The sequence below is a fragment of the Paraburkholderia sp. D1E genome (assembly GCF_052682275.1).
In genome coordinates this window covers 2,150,361-2,165,700 of record NZ_JBQYMB010000001.1, presented here as the reverse complement: position 1 = coordinate 2,165,700, position 15,340 = coordinate 2,150,361, and the positions used below count along the sequence as shown (strand labels likewise).

Annotated in this window: 13 protein-coding genes and 2 pseudogenes; 7 read left to right on the top strand and 8 right to left on the bottom strand. The window is 59.8% G+C overall.

Going from position 1 to position 15,340, the window contains the following annotated elements:
• Positions 1–37 precede the first annotated feature (37 nt).
• The 3 genes and pseudogenes from ACUN0E_RS09885 to ACUN0E_RS09875 form a co-directional block, all read right to left on the bottom strand.
• A pseudogene (locus ACUN0E_RS09885) lies at positions 38–580 on the bottom strand (GNAT family N-acetyltransferase); the annotation flags it as partial.
• A 240-nt stretch (positions 581–820) separates the two neighbouring features.
• Positions 821–1,165, bottom strand: coding sequence for a DoxX family protein (locus ACUN0E_RS09880; RefSeq protein WP_445566461.1), 345 nt, complete (start codon positions 1,163–1,165; stop codon positions 821–823).
• A gap of 2 nt (positions 1,166–1,167) precedes the next feature.
• Entirely contained in the window at positions 1,168–2,091 is a 924-nt protein-coding gene (locus tag ACUN0E_RS09875) for an NAD-dependent epimerase/dehydratase family protein (RefSeq protein WP_445566460.1), read from the bottom strand.
• A 128-nt stretch (positions 2,092–2,219) separates the two neighbouring features.
• On the opposite strand from ACUN0E_RS09875, the gene ACUN0E_RS09870 reads away from it, so the two are divergent.
• Positions 2,220–2,825 (top strand): TetR/AcrR family transcriptional regulator, encoded by a 606-nt coding sequence (locus tag ACUN0E_RS09870; RefSeq protein WP_445566459.1) that lies wholly within the window; start codon positions 2,220–2,222, stop codon positions 2,823–2,825.
• A gap of 43 nt (positions 2,826–2,868) precedes the next feature.
• Here the strand turns inward: ACUN0E_RS09870 and ACUN0E_RS09865 are convergent.
• Positions 2,869–3,099, bottom strand: a pseudogene (locus ACUN0E_RS09865) (pyridoxal-phosphate dependent enzyme); the annotation flags it as partial.
• Between the two features lie 322 nt (positions 3,100–3,421).
• On the opposite strand from ACUN0E_RS09865, the gene ACUN0E_RS09860 reads away from it, so the two are divergent.
• A complete protein-coding gene (locus tag ACUN0E_RS09860; protein ID WP_445566458.1) occupies positions 3,422–3,829 on the top strand; it encodes a GFA family protein in 408 nt (135 codons plus the stop codon).
• 84 nt (positions 3,830–3,913) lie between these two features.
• Here ACUN0E_RS09860 and ACUN0E_RS09855 read toward each other — a convergent pair whose 3' ends face one another.
• Entirely contained in the window at positions 3,914–5,227 is a 1,314-nt protein-coding gene (locus tag ACUN0E_RS09855; protein ID WP_445570411.1) for an MFS transporter, read from the bottom strand.
• A gap of 148 nt (positions 5,228–5,375) precedes the next feature.
• Between ACUN0E_RS09855 and ACUN0E_RS09850 the strand changes: the two genes are divergently transcribed.
• On the top strand, positions 5,376–6,284 hold the full coding sequence (locus ACUN0E_RS09850) for a LysR substrate-binding domain-containing protein (protein ID WP_445566457.1): 909 nt from the start codon (positions 5,376–5,378) through the stop codon (positions 6,282–6,284).
• On the opposite strand, the gene ACUN0E_RS09845 is transcribed toward ACUN0E_RS09850, so the two are convergent.
• Both ACUN0E_RS09845 and ACUN0E_RS09840 read right to left on the bottom strand, forming a co-directional pair.
• Entirely contained in the window at positions 6,281–8,032 is a 1,752-nt protein-coding gene (locus tag ACUN0E_RS09845) for an IlvD/Edd family dehydratase (protein WP_408388043.1), read from the bottom strand. The two genes, ACUN0E_RS09850 and ACUN0E_RS09845, sit on opposite strands and share 4 nt — an antisense overlap.
• A gap of 410 nt (positions 8,033–8,442) precedes the next feature.
• Positions 8,443–8,922, bottom strand: coding sequence for an MHYT domain-containing protein (locus ACUN0E_RS09840; RefSeq protein WP_445566456.1), 480 nt, complete (start codon positions 8,920–8,922; stop codon positions 8,443–8,445).
• A gap of 144 nt (positions 8,923–9,066) precedes the next feature.
• Between ACUN0E_RS09840 and ACUN0E_RS09835 the strand changes: the two genes are divergently transcribed.
• Positions 9,067–9,474, top strand: a complete 408-nt coding sequence (locus ACUN0E_RS09835; protein WP_408388039.1) for a PPC domain-containing DNA-binding protein — start codon at positions 9,067–9,069, stop codon at positions 9,472–9,474.
• A gap of 242 nt (positions 9,475–9,716) precedes the next feature.
• On the opposite strand, the gene ACUN0E_RS09830 is transcribed toward ACUN0E_RS09835, so the two are convergent.
• A complete protein-coding gene (locus ACUN0E_RS09830; RefSeq protein ID WP_445566455.1) occupies positions 9,717–10,880 on the bottom strand; it encodes a serine hydrolase domain-containing protein in 1,164 nt (387 codons plus the stop codon).
• A gap of 693 nt (positions 10,881–11,573) precedes the next feature.
• Here ACUN0E_RS09830 and ACUN0E_RS09825 point away from each other — a divergent pair.
• The 3 genes from ACUN0E_RS09825 to ACUN0E_RS09815 all read left to right on the top strand — a co-directional run bounded on the left by ACUN0E_RS09825 (position 11,574) and on the right by ACUN0E_RS09815 (position 15,250).
• Positions 11,574–12,659, top strand: a complete 1,086-nt coding sequence (locus ACUN0E_RS09825) for a helix-turn-helix domain-containing protein (RefSeq protein ID WP_445566454.1) — start codon at positions 11,574–11,576, stop codon at positions 12,657–12,659.
• 165 nt (positions 12,660–12,824) lie between these two features.
• Positions 12,825–13,271, top strand: coding sequence for an SRPBCC family protein (locus ACUN0E_RS09820; RefSeq protein ID WP_408227700.1), 447 nt, complete (start codon positions 12,825–12,827; stop codon positions 13,269–13,271).
• 521 nt (positions 13,272–13,792) lie between these two features.
• Complete coding sequence (locus ACUN0E_RS09815; RefSeq protein WP_408227697.1) at positions 13,793–15,250, top strand: NCS1 family nucleobase:cation symporter-1; 1,458 nt, start codon at positions 13,793–13,795, stop codon at positions 15,248–15,250.
• Positions 15,251–15,340 lie beyond the last annotated feature (90 nt).

Here is a 15,340-nt window from a genome sequence, read left to right as displayed (position 1 = left end):
TGTCATCCTGATTCTGGTCGCCGGGCCCATACGCCCGGCGATCCCCCGCAAGCAGCCCATATAGCGCGCTGTCCGACACTTCGTCGCCCACGGTCCAGCGCTCGCGCAAAAGTCCTTCACGCGCAAATCCAAGTCGTTCGAGAAGCCTGGCCGAAGCGAGATTGCGAGGGTCGATATCCGCCTCGATGCGCCGCAAGTTCAGCACACCGAACGCGTGCTCGATCAGTGCGGAAGCCGCCTCGATCATGTATCCGTTGCCCCAGTGCTTGCGTTGCAGACTAAAACCTATCTCCGCTCGCCGGCATTGCTCGTTCACATGGAAAAGATCGCAAGTGCCGAGTACTTCTCCAGTGGTTCGATGTTCGACTATGCCAATGAAGTCCTTGCCGTCAGCGGATGCCTTCAATGCCCCCGCGATACGTTCCTCTGCCTGGTCCAGATGGGTCATCGCCGAAAATGAAAAGTAGCGCATCGCCTCTGCGTCCGACCAGATCGCGAACAGTGCCTGCAGGTCCTCATGGCGAGGGGGCCGCAGAATGATGCGCGGGGTAGTCAGCGTAACGGGCTGGAAAGAAAGCATGACGTAATGGATCGCCTCGAGCAGAACGCGCAATTAAAGCATGAGGGGCACGACCCAACAACTTCGTGCGTTGAGGCCGTAACGAAATTGGCCACCGCTCGGACGCATTGGCGGCTACAACGCGGACGCGGCCTCACGCAACGGCGAACGGCCTGGTGGCGACCGGCGCGATGCCCATGCGTCGCTCGCGGCCACAATCGCGCCATAGCGCGCTTCTGCTAGCGCTGCGGCGAGCAAGCCTCAACCGCGGAGCGCCACAGTAGTCACAATGAGGGCCGAGAAGATCAGCGCAGGGGCGAGATGCCCGAACGGCTCACGGTTTCGGAACAACGTGAAGAGCACGACGGCCAGGATCGCACCGGCCAGCGTTAGGCCGAGAACTCTGGTTTGTTGTCCAAAAAGAAGTCCCGCACACAACAGCTCAAGAGCGCCACAGAGCAAATGAAACCATGCCGGGTAACCCCAGCGCGCGAAGTCACGCTTCACCGCGCCGAGTCCTGTGAGATTGACCACCCCAGCAACCGCGAACAGAACCGCTACGATCATCGCGAGAATCGATTCGAAAGGAACGCTGTTCCACGCCATGGTCATGCTCCGTTGATTTGCTGAAAGTGCTTTTGTACGGAGAGGTCCGCAATCAGGCCGAGGCCATGGGGCTTCCACGCAAGAACTCGCCGGGCATGCTGGCCGCTTACTGTCTGATCGAGCGCCAATGCGTCAGCGAACGGTCCAAGCGATTTGCGGGCATCGTCGAGCGGCCACGCTTCGACGCGATCGGCGCCGATCGACGCCCGAATCGCTTCACCCATTTCGGCAACGGCAACGGCATCTTCCGCAACCACGTTGAATATCTGTCCCGCGACTCGACCGTCCCCGCTTGCCGCTCGCTCCACCGCGCTCAGGTAAGCCGTGGCGAGATCATCGACGTGAACGGCAGGCCAGTGGTTACGACCATCGCCGACGACCCTCACACTGCCGGTCTGATGGGCCATGCCGGCAAGCATGCCGAAAACACCACCGCCGTAGCCGTGCACCATCGCCGGCCTGAGGATCACTGCGGCAATCGAGCGGCTTGCTGCTAGCGCCTGCACATGTTGCTCCACTGCAGGCCGCCAGGCGATGAGTGGTGTCGGGTTCAGCGCCGATGCTTCAGTCGCGGACTCCCCCTCCGTATTGCCGTAGACCCAGGTGCCCGACGTATAGACAAACGCCGCGCCCGGATGCAAATGCGAAAGCATCGCTACCGCCGCGGCTTCATCAGCCGCAGCGGCGGAAGCATCGTTGGTCGACGCGGCGTGCACCACGCCGTCAGCGGCGCCGGCGGTCGCAGCGAAAGACTGCGGCTCGCGCAGGTCGCCGGAATGCAGTGTCACACCGAGACGTGCCAGCGCGCTCGCGGCCGCCGAGCTTTCCTCGCGCACCAGCGCCGTCACCTGATGGCCGAGGCTGATTGCCTTGCGCGCGACCGCTTGCCCGATAAAGCCAGTACCACCTGTCATGAACAGTTTCAAAGCGTTCTCCAATGATTGGCTGCGAGGTTGAATAGTCATACAAACGAGACTTATCAGTCTCGTTTTGGCAAATCTAAACGAGACTACCCAGTCTTGTCAACTACTCATCGATCTGTTATTTATCTTGCATGGACACTTCTTCTCTCCCCGGCCTGAGCCGGCTGCAATGCCGCAAGCGATCTGCAATCCTCGACGGCGCGAAAACCGTTTTCTTACGCGAGGGTTTCGGTTTGGCAACGATGGACGATGTCGCCTCGGCCGCCGGCGTCGGCAAACAGACGGTCTACCGTCACTTCAAATCGAAGGAGGCGCTCTTTGTTGGTCTGGTGAGTTCGATGTGCGCGCAGGTGGGCGCGCTGCTTGCCAGCGCTCAGGGCGAGCAATCCGATGGCGCACCCGAAGTCGGGTTGCGCGAGTTGGGATGGTTGCTGGCACGAAGCCTTATCGCACCGGATAATCTGCGGCTTTACCGGGCCATCGTTGCTGAGGCCGAGCGTCTTCCGGAACTCGGCCAGGTATTTTACGAAAATGGTGCAAAGGTCGTGCGTGCCTTCGCCGCAAAAATTCTGCGAAGGCGATTTGACGAATCGACTGCTGCATTGCGGGCAGCGACATTCGTTCAGTTGGTGCTAGGCGATGCGTATCTGGAACTGTCAATTGGCTACACGGTGCCCGATGTTGAAGCGCGCTTTGCGCTGCAGATTGACGAGGCGGTAGCGGCTGCACTTCGATAAGGAGCGCCGCATAAGATGTCGAGCCGCTGCATGCAGCATAAGCCATTGCCTGACCGAAATTTCCTGCGCTCGCACAGACAACTTCGCAGTCGCGCGGAACGTTGGCCATATAAAGACAAGCACCCCGCCCCTTGAACGAGCGAATCGGATTTACCGTTTCCACCTTCAATACGGCCCGAACGCCGAGCACATTCGAGAGTGACTCACACTCGAATTGAGGTGAATTGAGGAATACCGGATCTATCAAGGCAGACGCACTTTCAATGCGAGTCATTGAAATCCGTGGCCGTTCATTCATACCTGCGTCCTCGATAAATTCGTAAAGGATAGCCTACACCGCGTCCCTTGATGCTGCGACCGCAAATCAATCGCCTGCCCGGGTTGGGCTGCAACGGATCCATGCCAACGACTCATTTCCACCCTACGCTAGAACGATATTCCCATTCGCTGACGTCCAGGTTGGTCCAAATTGATGCGATGCACGCACAGCGTTGCCTATGCATAATCGAAATGCTAGCCTTTGGCAGCGCTCGATATTACCCTTGGCTGACAAACCCGAATCGTGCTGAGCGCATCTCAATCCATAGGAGCGCTCAATGCTGCGGACATATCGAGGAAGTTGTCATTGCCAATCAGTGAGGTTCGAAGCTCAGATTGATTTCAGCCGGGGCACCGTGAGATGCAACTGCACCTTCTGTAGCAAAGTGCGGCTCTGGCTCGTCAACGTTCGCCTAGAGGCGTTCCGTCTTCTTTCCGATGAAAATGCACTCATGGTATATCGAGGCAAAAATCCGGTTGCGCATCATCCGTTCTGTAAGCGGTGCGGCGTCCACGTATTTGATCGCATTGATATGCCAAACGAAACCGGATTCCCATACATTAATATCAACATCATGTGCGTCGATGACCTTGACGTTGACGAAGCGTTGAGTACACAGATTGTCTACGTGAATGGCCTGCAAAACGATTGGGCCAATCCGCCATCGGAAACCCGGCATCTTTGATTCTGTCGATTGTCGACGGTCCCGGCCGCAGTGCCGAACCGCCGAAGCTGGCCGATTTCCGTCCCAATGCGGTCCGCGGCAGCCTCAGCGGTTCACCACCCGCGCCGGAATGAAGGCCCAGACCAGAAAGGCAGACAGGGTCAACGAACCGGCAACCAGGTACAGTCCTGACGACAGCGTGCCAGTCTGACCTTTCAGCCAGCCGATAACGGTCGGACTGACGAACCCGGCCAGATTCGCGGTTGAATTGATCAGCGCGATACCGGCGGCGGCGCCTACCCCGCCCAGAAACGACGTGGGTAAAGCCCAAAACATAGGCAGGGCGCTGATAATGCCTACCGCAACCATCGTCAGTCCCAGCATCGACAGCACAGAGTTGTCGGCCATGTTGGCACACAGCACGAAGCCGCAGGCTGCGAACAGGCTTGGCACGATCACATGCCAACGTCGTTCGCGCCGCCTGTCCGCGCTGCGGCCGATCAGCAGCATGCCAATCAGTGCCGCCGTATAGGGGATCATCGTCATCACGCCGATCAACGCAGGGCTCTTGATGCCAGTGCCCTTGATGATGGTCGGCTGCCAGAAGCTCAGTGCATACGAGCCCATGATGATGCCGAACAGGATCAGCGAGAGCAGCCAGACACGGCCGGAGCGGAACACCTGGCTTACCGAACCATGTGTCCTGGTTTTGCCTTCCATGTCGAGGTCGAACTGAACCTGTGCGCGCTCTTCGACACTGAGCCATGTGGCGTGCGCCACCTTGTCGTCGAGCCGGCGGTAGACCATCACGCCAAGCAGAATACCCGGCAAAGCTTCCAGGATGAACAACCACTGCCAGCCATGCATGCCGGCGATGCCGGCCGTCGCGGTCATGATGTAGCCCGAGAGTGGGCCTCCCACGATGCCGGACACGGGATTGCCCGCGGTCAGCAACGCCACCATCCGGCCGCGCCTGTGCGACGGGAACCAGTAGGTCAGATAGAGCAGCATGCCCGGATAGAAACCGGCTTCCGCAATGCCAAGAAAGAAGCGCACGATGTAGAAATGCAATGGAGTACTAACCCAGGCGGTGCACATCGAAAGGACCGCCCAGGTGATCATGATTCGCGCGATCCAGCGCCTCGCGCCAAGCTTGTGCAGCAACAGATTGCTGGGCACTTCAAAGAAAAAATAGCCAATGAAAAACATGCCCGCGCCAAGACCGTAGACCGCCTCGCTGAACTGTAGATCGTTCAGCATTTGCAGCTTGGCGAATCCCACATTGACGCGGTCCAGATAGGCCACCACGTAGCAGGCGAACAGCAGCGGCAGGAAGCGCCAGGCGATACGCCTGTAGACCGCGTCGGCTGATTCGGCAATGCGAGCGTCGGTCGCAACATTGTGAGGGTGGGTATTCAAAAAGTGTCTCCGGTTTTTCGATTGCGATCGATGCGGTATCGGTGATCGCAGTGTCACTTTTTCAGAGCATAAGAAGAACCACCTTCTGGTGCGTTTAGACCATAAAATATTTTTTGTTTGAGGGATCTTCATCAGTTAAGCTAAAACGATGAATACCGACTATCTGGAAAGCTTTGTGGCGGCCGTCGATTGCGGCTCGCTAGCAGAAGCGGCGCGCCGCCTCGACGTGACGGCGGCCGCGCTGGCAGCGCGCGTGCATGCGCTGGAAGTGGACCTCGATATGCAGCTTCTCAAGCGTGCCGGCCGGGTGGTCAAGGCGACCGAAGCCGGCCTCAAGATTCTCGAGCCGGCGCGCGCGCTGTTGCGCGACGAGCGCAATTTGCGTGTTATCGCGAGCGACGGCGCGCGGGTCGGCGAGTTGCGGCTCGGCGCCTTCGTTTCCGCCCTCACCAACGTCCTGCCGCCTGTGCTCAAAAACCTCTATGCGCGCTATCCGGAGTTGGCTTTGTTCATCACCCCTGGGGCATCCGTCGAGCTATGCCGCAAGGTAGGCAGCGGCGAGCTTGACGCAGCGGTGGTAGTCGAGCCGCAGTTCGCCATTCGCAAGACCTGCGAATGGCGCCCCTTCCTGGATGAGCCGCTGGTAGTCGTGGCTCCAGCCACCATGGCTGGTCGCGACGCGCACGAGGTGCTGCGCAACGAGCCGTTCATTCGCTACGAACGCTCGGTGCTCGGCGGTCAGTTGGCCGATCGCTACCTGCGCGATCATCAGATCCATCCCCATCAGCGGCTTGAGATCGATGGACTATTAGCGATCGCCGCTCTGGTCGACCAGGGCATTGGCGTATCGCTGCTGCCGGACTGGGTATCGCTCTGGTCGAGCGGCATGTCGCTGGCGCGGCTGCCGTTGCCGGGCCGCGCTCCAGTACGGCGCAGCGGCTTGATCTGGGCCAGCAACGGGCCGCACGCGGCCCTGGCCCGGGATTTTTTCCAGGAGGCACAGGCGATTTTCGGAACCGCCAAGCCCGTGTCTCGCGGTGCGGCACGCAGCCGCTAGCCCTTCGGCGTCGTGTCGTGAATCCTGGCGGCGCGCAAGAAATCGAAATCGACGCCCTTGTCGGCCTGCAGCACCGTATCGAGGAACAGTTTCCGATACCCGCGTTCGGCGGTCGGCACCTCTACCGGAGCGGCAGCCGCGCGGCGTGCCAGTTCGGAGTCCGATACGAGCAGCGTGATTTCTCGGGCGGCTACGCTGAGCCGGATACGATCGCCGTTTTGAACATAGGCTAGCGGGCCCCCAATGGCCGCCTCAGGCGTCACGTGCAGCACGATGGTGCCGAAGGCGGTACCGCTCATGCGCCCGTCGGAAATGCGCACGATGTCTTTGACACCAGCGCGCGCCAGTTTTTTCGGAATCGGAATATAACCGGCCTCCGGCATCCCCGGGGCGCCTTTCGGACCGATGTTTTTCAGTACCAGAATATCGTCCGCCGTGACGTCGAGGTCGTCCGAGTCGATGCGTTCGGCCATGTCCTGACCGTTCTCGAACACCACCGCGCGTCCCTCGTGCTGCATGAGTTTGGCATCGGCGGCGGATTGCTTGATGATCGCGCCGCCAGGTGCGAGGTTGCCTTGCAAGACGGCAATGCCGCCTTGCGGATAGATCGGGTCGGCGATTGTGCGCACCACGTCCTGTTCGAAGCCAGGACCGGCCAATTCGATCTCCTCGCCCAGGGTACGCCCGGTGACGGTCATCGCGTCGAGCTTGAGCAGCGGCTTGAGTTCACGCAGCAACGTCGCCATGCCGCCGGCGTGGTGGAAGTCTTCCATGTAATGCTGGCCGGACGGTTTCAGGTCCAGCAACACCGGCGTTTCGCGACCCATGCGATCCAGTGCCTTCAGATCGACATCCAGTCCCATGCGTCCCGCAATCGCTGTCAGGTGCACGATGCCGTTGGTCGAGCCGCCAATCGCAAGTAACACGCGGATGGCGTTCTCGAATGCATCGGCGGTCAGGATCTTGTCGATTGTCAGCCCGCTGCGTGCCATCTGCACCGCCTGGGCGCCGGTCTCCTCGGCGATGCGGATGCGATCGGCCGTCACGGCCGGCGGCGATGCGCCGCCCGGCACCGTCATCCCCAGTGCTTCGGCCACGCAAGCCATGGTGCTGGCGGTGCCCATCACCGAGCACGTGCCGACACTCGCCACCAGTTGGTTGTTCACGGCGGCAATTTCCGCGCTATCGATTTCGTCGGCACGGAATTTACCCCAATAGCGGCGGCAATCGGTACACGCGCCGACGCGCTCGCCGCGATGCGAGCCGGTCAGCATGGAGCCTGTAATCAGCTGGATGGCGGGAATATTCGCCGATGCAGCGCCCATCAACTGCGCCGGCACGGTCTTGTCGCAGCCGCCGATCAGCACGACCGCGTCCATCGGTTGAGCGCGGATCATCTCCTCGGTATCCATCGACATCAGGTTGCGCAGGTACATGCTGGTCGGCTGCGAAAAACTCTCATGGATGGAAATGGTCGGGAAATCCATCGGCAAGCCGCCAGCCAGCATCACCCCGCGCTTGACTGCCTCGAGCAATTGCGGCGCGTTGCCGTGGCACGGGTTGTAGGCGCTGCCGGTGTTGGAAATGCCGACTACCGGTCGATCCAATGCTTCGTCGGTGTAGCCCGCGCCTTTGATGAAAGCTTTGCGCAAGAACAGGGAGAAGCCGCTGTCACCATAGTTGGTGAGACCCTTACGGATCCCGGTGGCCGGTGCGGCGAGCGAATCGTCTGGTTTGGTCTTGGACATGGAGAAACCCGGCATAAGATGAATGAAAAAGGGGCACGGCAAGTGCGGACAGCGGGGCTGTGCACATGCTTTGCGGGACAGCGTTCACCTTCATTATGGAAAATGCGGGACAACAAAAAAACCCGTTTTTGATATCTTCAAACAACAAAAAATTTTCTATCCGGCACGGGCAGCGCCACACCTTCTGGTCGATGCAGGTCCACGATCAACAGTAGGCGAATAGGAAGAAAAGGTGAGAACCCCCGGTCGCACAAAAAGCGCTGTCGCACGCGGCACAACCGTGGGGTCGAATCGCCGTCAACTGCCCGGGTCGTACGAGGTGGCCGGCGTCGCGAGCGCGGCTTGGCGAGGGGTTGAAACTGATCCATCGTCAGTCCGTTCCGTCGGTGTTCTACGATTGGGCAGACCGGTCAATGTATCGGACCTCCCACGCGATCGATCTGATCATTGAGACGGGCGACCGAATTGGCGAGAAACGCGACCCTGGCATCGAGGCGGGAAAGAAGCAGCGTCACGATAAGAATCGCAAACGCAAACGGAATGACGGCGGCAGCGAGCCATTGAGGCTTAATGCCATTCGCTACACCGCAAATCGATCCAACGGGGAAATTCGTCGCGGCCATGCCGGTGTAATGCATACCTGCAATGGCAACGCCCATGACACAGGCCGCACCAACGCGCTTGGGCATCACATGGTTCTGATCCGCTCCGCGGAGTGTGTTTGCGACCCACAGTGCCGAGGTGGAAGCCGCAATTGCAATCAGAATTGACCCAGCAAAGATAGTTGGCGCGTAGCGAATCGCGGGGTTCATCAGCATCGCCGCCATCCCCATGTAATGCATGCCGGCTAATGCATGCCGGCGATACCCAAGCCCATCATCGCCCTGCACTGTTCTCGAAGCTGGGTTGATTTTAGAGCAAGTTACCTGATTGTCACCCCGACGGCGCCTGTTATGCGCGAAAGCTGACGCGTAATTGTGGCCGGGCTCAATTCGCCTTAACCTGTCACCAGGCCCTCAACCAGGAAGCGCGCGATGCAAGCACATCCTTTGCGTCTTTTTCCCGGCGACGATTTGCGTGTCGCCCTCGAAGACGTGCTGCGCCAGGTCAAGGTGCAGGCGGCCTTCGTGATCCAGGGCATTGGGAGCCTCAGCGTTGCCCAATTGCGATTTGCCGGGGACGAAGATCCAACGGAGTTGCGCGACGATCTGGAAATCCTGACGCTCGCGGGGTCCCTATCATCCGATGGAGCGCATCTGCACATGTCGGTTTCCGACTCGCGCGGTCGAGTATTCGGCGGTCATGTGGGACGCGGTTGCACGGTCCGTACAACTGCGGAGATATTGCTGGCGCTTCTTCCCGAACATCGTTTCTCCAGGGAGCGCGATTTCGACTCAGGGTTCATGGAACTGGTGATACGAAATGAACCACGCATGGAGTAGGCTCAACGGATACGTCTGGACAGCGTTACGCCCGGTGCGAGTTGATAAAATCGCATGCTTCCAGTTTGCTCGGCGGTTTCAAAATGAGGTTCGACTGTTGACGAAGTGCAATGCGTCGTCGGGTGCTCTGGTGTCCTGCATGGCCGAATCTGGGCCGATGCTGAACTTCCGTGTTCACGTCGCCAGATTACGAAGAACGAAAGGCCGACTGAACGGCCCACTATGCGCCGGATGCTGAGCTGTCAGGGCGCTATAACGTCTGCGACCTTTCCAGGTTCAGGACCGATACCGGTTGCGTTTTCGGCGGACTCGGCCAGCCACACCAGTCTCTCCATTTTCAGTTGTCCCATGCGCTTCGAGGTCCGCCGCGAATCGACCAGATTCACAACCACGAGATCGAGCGACGGCACCACAACCGCATACTGGCCCAAATGACCATCGGCCCAGTAAGCAGGCCTTAGGAGTGCCACTTTCTGGCCACGAGATCCGCTCACCGGCGTGCTGGTCCACCACATATATCCGTACCCGCCGGTCGACGTGTCGGAATACGAATGCGTTGATTCAGCGACCCATTCCGCCGGGACGATCTGCCGGTCGCGCCAACGACCATTGTGCAGATAGAGCAGCGCGAAACGTGCAAAATCTCGCGCGCTCAAGTTGAACGGATAGGCAGGGTACCGCGTGGCGAGGCCGCCCGACACATAGTGACCGTCTGATGATCGATAGTCCTGCATACCAATTGGGACAGCGATCTCCGTATCCAGCGTCTTGAAAATGCTCTCGCCGGTTGCCCTCTCGTAGATCGCGCCGACCGTATTGAAGTCCCAGTTGTTGTAGTACCAGAATGTGTCCGGCGGATGGCTGTAGCGCGGAGGCCTGGACGCTTCCATCCCCGATGTTTCGTACACGGTAGGGTGATAAACCCCGGAGCGTGCCTCCAGCAACATGCGCACGGTGGCCCGCTTTTCCGTCGACGAAAGTGAGGGTTCGTAGTCATCGATGCCGAGTTGCGCCAGCGTATCGTCGAGGTGCACCTGGCCGCGTGCGACCGCGATGCCGATCAACGCACTCACGAAACTCTTGCGTGCCGAGTGGAGGTTGGATTTCCTCGACACATCGCCCCATTCGGCCACGACCAGCCCGTCATGGACGATCATGCCGGATGTCGAGCCTTGCTGTTTCGCGTAGGCAACGGCGCGGTCGATACCCTCCTGTGAAAAACCCTGCGTAGCCGGTGCAGCCTGCGTCCACTCAGCGCCTGGAAACGGCGACTGCGGACTGTAGTCGCCAAGCGCGGATGCGGATGCCGGTTCCGGTGCCTGATTCGATGCACATGCGGCGAGCGTCAAAACAAAGCCGGCTACTGCAACCCCACGTGCCGGAGACCTGAAGATGTTATTTTCCATTGCTTCGTTTCATATCCCGGGTTGTGTGGATTGCTGATGTTTGTCTCGTCTGCGGTGCCAACCCTTCTTCAACGTCGCCCGACTACAAATCCGTCACAGATTCACGAATTTATATCGGTTCGATACGAGGTGATAATTCTTTTCCGGCAGCGAGCTATCGCGAGAAAGTCAAATTGACGACGATTTTCACATCGACCTCCACGGGTCGAAACCGGCCGCCCTGCCCGTTGTGCTGCCCCTGGTCTTCCCGGTTGTTGGTCTAAATACCATCAATATTATTCTCATGCCTGACCAGTTGAATCCAGGACCCATAGCGGACACTCCGCGGAAGACCGTAGCCCTCCGCCGCTGCGAGCGTGAAGGCGCGAGCTAAGGCTCTGGCGAATGGCTTGATCGACATGGGTATAGATCATCGGTCGACCCGGCGCACTTTGAGGAACGATCTCCATGCGTGCTCTCCTGCTGTTGTCTCTCGCGGTCATTTTTCGTCGTCCGCCCGCGACGGCTCAAGCAACACGTGTGGTCGTCGACTACTGAAACGACAGATTATCCAGCGAGTCGTCCTCTGTACGCTACGACAAAAACAAGTACTGATATGCTTGGCCACCTACACTAGCGCGCTCCAGCGCGGGCTAGTGGCTCAACATAAAGTTCAGCCGCACGGGGCGGATCAAAACTGGATGAAAATCAGCGATGAGCACTGCTTTGAACAACGACCCGCTACATACTGCCATACCGCCTGGCCGCTTGTTGTTGCCGCCGGAGCCCCCGACGCTTGCGCCCGGCATCGGGCATAGCAATTTCAGCGTTCAAGGCGACGCCCGTCAAAGCTTCCTGGCCTGGCAGGAGCGTATGAGTCCTGTCTACGATATACAGCCCCCGTCAAAACGAGCCGAGGATACGTTCGACGCATCCCTGTCCCGTTACACGATCGACAATCTGAGCCTCTTCGACTTCCGTACCGGGCCGAACCTGGCCGTGCGATCGTTGGGGCGGGTTTCGACCGAAAGCGTTCGCGACATCAGCTTCAACGTATTCCTTGAAGGGCGACCGGGGGAATTCCTGGGCGGCAAGTCGGGGCTCGACGCGCCGTACCTACCGCAAGTACCCAGTATCCTCGCGCTGGACATGGATCAGCCGTGCACAATCCGGAGTTTTCATGGTCGGATACTGCTCCTTTTCGTGCCGCGCGCCCTGGTGGAACGGTCGTTCCCTGATGCCGCCTCGCTGCATGGCCGTTGGGTTCACGCCACCACCCCTTTGACACGCATGCTGATCGAGCATCTAGTGGCGCTAAAGCGGCAAATCGTCGGACTGAGCAAGGAGGAAGCGCATCAGTCCTGCCTCACTGCGGTAGAGCTACTCGTCGCAGCGTTCAGCCGTCAAGCGGGTCTTTCCGGCAACGGCCGCGCAGCGGTACGTGCTGCTGTTTATGGACAGGTGCGGCGGCATGTCGAGACCCATCTGCACGATCCGGATTTGTCGCCTGACAGCGTGTTGGCGTCGCTGCATCTCTCGCGCGCCAGCGTGTACCGCATATTCGAGCACGAGGGTGGCCTGGCCGCCTACATCCGCAGCCGCAGGCTGCGAATGGCGGCCGACGAGTTGGTGCGCTTTCCGCAGATGGAGGTGCAGGACATTGCCTCCGGGCTGGGTTTCAATGATGCGTCAACCTTTACGCGCGCATTCCGTCGCGCCTTCGACATTGCGCCGTCGGAATTGCACGAGTACGCGCCGTTGCTCCACCGCGGCCATGCAAGGTCGGAGCGCTTCACATAGACAGGCAATGTGTGGCCGCCTGTCCGTTGCACGGCATCTGATATCGACAGCAGGAGAAACCTATCGGCGCCTACGGGTTTTTCCTGGTCTCAACCTATGTCGATACCGGCATCGTCTAATCGTCGTAAGGGTATGTCCAACTTCTCCACGAAAGGCGAGCACACCATGACTACCGGAACAGTCCATCTGCAACGCGTCTTGCGCGCGACTCCCGAACGCATCTATCGGGCCTTCCTCGAACCCGACGCAATAGCGAAATGGCTTCCTCCCTACGGGTTCACCTGTCAGGTCCACCACATGGAAGCCCACGTTGGTGGCACTCACAAGATGTCCTTCCGTAACTTCGGCACCGGCAACAGCCACTCGTTCGGCGGCGAGTACATCGAACTGGTGCCGTTCGAGAAGATTCGCTACTCGGACCGATTCGACGACGCTAACCTGCCCGGCCAGATGCACGTCACCGTCTCATTGCGGCAGGTGTCCTGCGGAACCGAGCTCACCATCGTGCAAGAGGGCATACCCGAGGTCATCCCTGTGGAGATGTGCTACCTCGGCTGGCAGGAGTCGCTTGTTCAACTGGCAATGCTGGTCGAGCCCGTCATCCCTGGCTGACAACGCCGGCACCAGCATCTACGCCTCTGCCTGAGGTGCCGCACGTCAGCCATTATCGGCATACCTCACACGAAGGAAAGGGCGACGGTCCACGATCGGCGCCTTCAATACGTCCACCCTGTCGCGCCGTAATCACGGTGCGATTCGCACATTCGCACCCGCCGAAGTCACGACAAACCGCCCCCCCGCCAAACTCAGATTCGACGGGACATCAGCGTGTCGCGTTGCAAAACACCATCCAGCCGCGTAACGACCTGTTGTAGTTTTTTTGCTCGGGCAATAATAACTTCGCCGGATGGTCGTGTGGATTACAACGGTGACATTGCGATGGCGTCCATTGTGCGTCGTAACAGACGCCTGGTTCGCGCCAGCACGCATCTCGATCAGGGTTAACCCATCGAAACGATGCGGCGCAGCACGTACAGTTTTTGCATACCAGTTGTCCTCAAACGCGGGAGCATCTCCACCCAGGAGGGTCCAGCGGTGTTTCCTCAGTTCCACGAACTCAAAGGAGATGACAGATGGAAATCCGCGATCCTTCCCCCGGCCTCTACAACGAAGATCTCGCGCCCGCCAGGCAACGCAACTGGGGGGCCTTCAGCATCTTCAACGTGTGGACCTCGGATGTGCACAGCCTGTGGGGTTACTACCTCGCCGCCAGCCTGTTCCTGCTGTGCGGCAGCTTTATCAACTTCGTGCTGGCAATCGGGCTCGGCTCGCTGGTGATCTTCGCGCTCATGAACCTGATCGGGTACGCGGGCGAGAAGACCGGCGTGCCTTACCCGGTGCTGGCGCGCGCCTCCTTTGGCGTGTGGGGCGCCAACCTGGCGGCACTGGTGCGCGCGGTGGTGGCCTGCTTCTGGTACGGCGCGCAGACGGCAGCCGCTTCCAGTGCGATGGTCGCGCTGCTGATCCGCAGCGACAGCCTGATGGCATTCCACAAGGGCACGCAGTTCCTCGGCCACTCGGGGCTGGAAGTGATCTGCTACGTGATTATCTGGGCGCTGCAATTACTCATCATCCAGAAGGGCATGGAGACAGTGCGCAAATTCCAGGACTGGGCCGGGCCGGCGGTGTGGGTCGCGATGCTGATCCTGGCGATCGGTTTGTGCGTTAAGGCCGGCGGTTTCTCTTTCACTAGTGGCATTCCAATGAACGTGCTGCTCGATAAGACCAGCGACGCCGGCGTCAGCGGCGAGCCCGGCTCGTTCTGGGCGTTGATGGCAGTGGGCGCAACCTGGATCACCTACTTCGCGGCGCTCTACCTGAATTTTTGCGATTTCTCGCGCTACGCGAAAAACCGCGATGCAGTGAAGAAAGGAAATCTGTGGGGCTTGCCGGTCAACCTGATCGCGTTCTCGCTGGTCGCCGGCGTCACGACCATCGCTGCCTTCAAGGTGTACGGCGAAGTGCTGCTCCACCCCGAACAGATCTCGGCCAAGTTCGACAGCTGGGTGCTGGCGCTCATCGCGGCGCTGACCTTTGCGGTCGCCACGCTGGGCATTAACGTGGTGGCCAATTTCGTCTCGGCGGCGTTCGACATCTCCAACACGTTCCCCAAGCGGATCAGCTTCAAGAAGGGCGGCTACATCGCCGCTGCCATCGCGCTGGTGCTCTACCCGTTCGCGCCGTGGGAAGGCAACGCTGCGCACTTCGTCAACGCCATCGGCGCCACGATGGGCCCGCTGCTGGGGATCATTCTGGTGGACTACTACCTGGTGGCCAAAGGCAACATCAACGTCGCGGCGCTCTATCAGGAGTACGGCGAGTACCGCTACGAAGGTGGCTGGAACGTCAACGCGCTGGTCTCCGCGGCCGTCGGCAGCGTGTTTTCGACCTTCCTGCCTAACTTCACCAACCTGCTGCCGGTCTGGTGGAATACCTATGGGTGGTTCTTCGGCGTGGCGATCGGCGGCGGCATGTACCTGATCATGGCGACGCTGCGCCCGCGTGCCGCGATCGCGCCGACCGGCGCTTGAGGGATCTCCGGGGAGCGGATCAGGGTGACAAAGGCGCGTAGAACAGGCACGGCAACAATCCGATGGCTGGACGTCCGCGGTCATGCTAGG

What these genes read in the sequence shown, in the direction of transcription:
- ACUN0E_RS09880 (WP_445566461.1), bottom strand. Translation starts at nt 1,165, where the DNA reads ATGGCGTGGAACAGCGTTCCTTTCGAATCGATTCTCGCGATGATCGTA.
- ACUN0E_RS09870 (WP_445566459.1), top strand. Translation starts at nt 2,220, where the DNA reads ATGGACACTTCTTCTCTCCCCGGCCTGAGCCGGCTGCAATGCCGCAAG.
- ACUN0E_RS09860 (WP_445566458.1), top strand. Translation starts at nt 3,422, where the DNA reads ATGCTGCGGACATATCGAGGAAGTTGTCATTGCCAATCAGTGAGGTTC.
- ACUN0E_RS09850 (WP_445566457.1), top strand. Translation starts at nt 5,376, where the DNA reads ATGAATACCGACTATCTGGAAAGCTTTGTGGCGGCCGTCGATTGCGGC.
- ACUN0E_RS09845 (WP_408388043.1), bottom strand. Translation starts at nt 8,032, where the DNA reads ATGTCCAAGACCAAACCAGACGATTCGCTCGCCGCACCGGCCACCGGG.
- ACUN0E_RS09835 (WP_408388039.1), top strand. Translation starts at nt 9,067, where the DNA reads ATGCAAGCACATCCTTTGCGTCTTTTTCCCGGCGACGATTTGCGTGTC.
- ACUN0E_RS09830 (WP_445566455.1), bottom strand. Translation starts at nt 10,880, where the DNA reads ATGGAAAATAACATCTTCAGGTCTCCGGCACGTGGGGTTGCAGTAGCC.
- ACUN0E_RS09825 (WP_445566454.1), top strand. Translation starts at nt 11,574, where the DNA reads ATGAGCACTGCTTTGAACAACGACCCGCTACATACTGCCATACCGCCT.
- ACUN0E_RS09820 (WP_408227700.1), top strand. Translation starts at nt 12,825, where the DNA reads ATGACTACCGGAACAGTCCATCTGCAACGCGTCTTGCGCGCGACTCCC.
- ACUN0E_RS09815 (WP_408227697.1), top strand. Translation starts at nt 13,793, where the DNA reads ATGGAAATCCGCGATCCTTCCCCCGGCCTCTACAACGAAGATCTCGCG.